Source organism: Protofrankia sp. CiT1 (assembly GCF_917627335.1).
Taxonomy (GTDB): domain Bacteria; phylum Actinomycetota; class Actinomycetes; order Frankiales; family Frankiaceae; genus Protofrankia.
The window spans coordinates 1-2,674 of sequence record NZ_CAKJTP010000289.1 but is presented as its reverse complement, the minus strand read 5'-3'; the positions used below and the strand labels follow the sequence as shown (position 1 = coordinate 2,674).

2 protein-coding genes are annotated in these 2,674 nt (G+C 67.8%); both read left to right on the top strand.

Annotation, left to right across the window (positions count from 1 at the left end):
* The first annotated feature begins 89 nt into the window (after window positions 1-89).
* Window positions 90-1,487 carry an IS256 family transposase gene (locus MJ785_RS21670; protein WP_370653030.1) on the top strand — a complete coding sequence of 466 codons (1,398 nt, stop codon included), beginning with the start codon at window positions 90-92 and terminating at the stop codon, window positions 1,485-1,487.
* Window positions 1,488-1,507: 20 nt separating this feature from the next.
* The gene (locus tag MJ785_RS21665) at window positions 1,508-1,774 is read left to right on the top strand and encodes a hypothetical protein (protein ID WP_239342528.1); all 267 of its coding nucleotides are present in this window, start codon (window positions 1,508-1,510) and stop codon (window positions 1,772-1,774) included.
* The last annotated feature ends 900 nt before the right edge of the window (window positions 1,775-2,674 follow it).

The window sequence follows — 2,674 nt, the reverse complement described above, 5'->3', positions numbered from 1 at the left end:
GGAGGGTGTCAGATGCTTCGTGTAAGGGGGTTGATACTTAGAGTGCCTGAACGGGTGTGACGGAGCACCCACAGCGAAGGAGATCGTAAATGCCGAGAGTAGTCGGACAGGTCGGTGGAGTCGAGGACCCTCCGGAGGAGTCGCCCGCGCGGGCTGGTGGCGGCGGAGGAGGGCTCGCGCTGCCGGACGGGATCGGAGAGGAGCTGGCCGCCGCGCTGGTCGCCGAGGCTCGGGCGGGTGGCGGCGAGTTGAAGTTGACGGGGCCGGGTGGCCTGCTCACGGGTGTGATCAAGCAGGTGTTGGAGCGGGGGCTGGCGGCCGAGCTCGACGACCATCTCGGCTACGGCAGGGGTGACGCGGCGGGCCGTGGTGTCCCGAACTCGCGTAACGGCAGCAGCCGCAAGACGGTGCTGACCGAGGTGGGTCCGGTGGAGATCGACGTGCCGAGGGATCGGGCGGGGACGTTCGAGCCGCGGCTGCTCCCGAAGGGCACCCGACGGGTCGGGGGTGTGTCGGACACGGTGATCTCGCTGTATGCGGGTGGGATGACGGTGCGCGACATCGGTCATCATCTGGCGCGCACGGTCGGGGTGGAGGTGTCCCACGACACGATCTCGCGGATCACCGACGAGGTCCTCGACGAGATGAAGGCCTGGCAGGTGCGGCCGTTGGACGAGGTGTACCCGATCGTCTACGTCGATGCGCTGGTCGCGAAGGTCCGCGACGGCAACGCGGTGCGGAACAAGGCGGTGCACCTGGCCGTCGGTGTCGACCTCGACGGAGTCAAGCACGTGCTCGGGATCTGGGTCGAGCAGGTCGAGGCGGCGCGGCACTGGGCGACGGTGATGGCGGAGCTGCGTAACCGGGGGCTGCGCGACATCCTGATCGTCTGCTGTGACGGCCTGTCCGGGCTGCCGGAGGCGATCGGGACGACCTACGGGCTGACGACCGTGCAGACCTGCACCGTCCACCTCATCAGGGCGGCGTTGCGCTACGCCTCCTACACCGACCGCAAGACTCTCGCCACCGCGATGCGGCCGATCTACACCGCGGCGAACCTCGACGCCGCCGAGCAGGCCCTGCTGACTTTCGGCGAGTCCGACCTGGGCCGTAAGCACCCGGCGTCGGTGGCGGTGTGGGAACGCGCCTGGGAGCAGTTCATCCCTTTTCTGGAGTTCACCCCGAACCTACGCAGAATCATCTACACGACGAACGCGATCGAGAGCTTCAACTACCAGCTCCGGAAAATCATCAAGAACCGGGGACATTTCCCCTCCAACGACGCCGTCGTCAAGCTCCTGTGGCTGGCGATCGTGGACATCGAGGACAAACGCGCCCGGGCACGGGAGAAAGACCACGGCAAGCCCGCCAGCCAGCGCAACGCGCCGGGCCGGCTCATCGAGGGACACGCCGCGCAGGGCTGGCGGCCCGCGCTGGCCGAGCTCGCCACCGCCTACCCGGGGCGCATCCCCACCCTCGCCCTGTGACCGGGTCATGATCAGGCGTCATGGACGCCCGTGACCTGCCCGACGATATCGCCGCCGCGCTCGCCGACACCGTCGTGCTGCACCGCGACGACGCCACCGACCTCGCGGGCGCCCTGCGTCACGCTGGCGCCGTGCTGACTCGCGTCGCCGGCGACCCCGCCGCCGAGGCCGCCTACCGGGAGCTCACCGACGGCGCCGACGGCGAGCTGTCCGCCTTCGCTCTCGACCTGCTCGTCCACGCCGAGGCGCTATCCGACATGACCGACCCGGAGAAGGATTCGCCGTGACCGCCGAGACGACCAGCGGAAAACACCCGACATCCCGGCGTGTCATTACCAACCGTCCCGCCGTTCGCGATACGGTGAACACATCCCAGCCGGGCGGAAAACACACCGCCGGGCCCGGAGACCGAAACACGAAATACAGACCCGGAAGTCCGGACAGGCGGTATCGGAACCCACTCCCGCCGGAATGTCCGAAACTACCGGGACGGATCACAAATCCGGGTAGAGCGGCGAGAAAGGTCCCGAGTCGGGCGGAGAGCGCGGACCGGTAGTTAACGGAACACGGGAACGGCCCTTACACAAAAAATCTGACAGGCTCGATCCAGCTGCGCCGCCGCCCGGAGCAGCCCCGCACCATGCTCCACCCGCCGCTTGAACCGCTCCGCCGCCGTGGACTCCCAACCCACCCCCGCCGCGGCCGCCACCCGAGCCGCATCCGCACGCGTGTAATCGGCGCCATCAGCCACCCACAGCGCAAGTCGGCGCACCTGCACCGGATCAGCCAAGCCCATCGCCCGAGTCCTTCCCTCCAGCTCCAAGCCAACCGCGACAAGATAGGCCAACCGGCTCCGAGCTGTTCACCCCCAGTCCCAGCAGCAACTTACCTGCCGGTCGTGTCTACGACCTCGACCGTGGCGGCGCTGGAGGGTTCCCGCTTTCGTGGGCGGTCTCCAGTGGTCAGTGCACCACCCGCATAGTGCTGGGATCCACGGGGTTCCGGCATGAGACGGACGCCCAGATGATGCACTGACCGGTTGAGACCACTCCCGTACCATATCGATCAAGAGTGCCACGGCACACGCCACGCTGATGGCTCCGTAACCGAACTATCTCGATTTCTTTTTGAGGCAGGGCGGTCTCCAGCGGTCAGTGCACCGCCCGCCTCGGGCTGGGAGCAGGGTG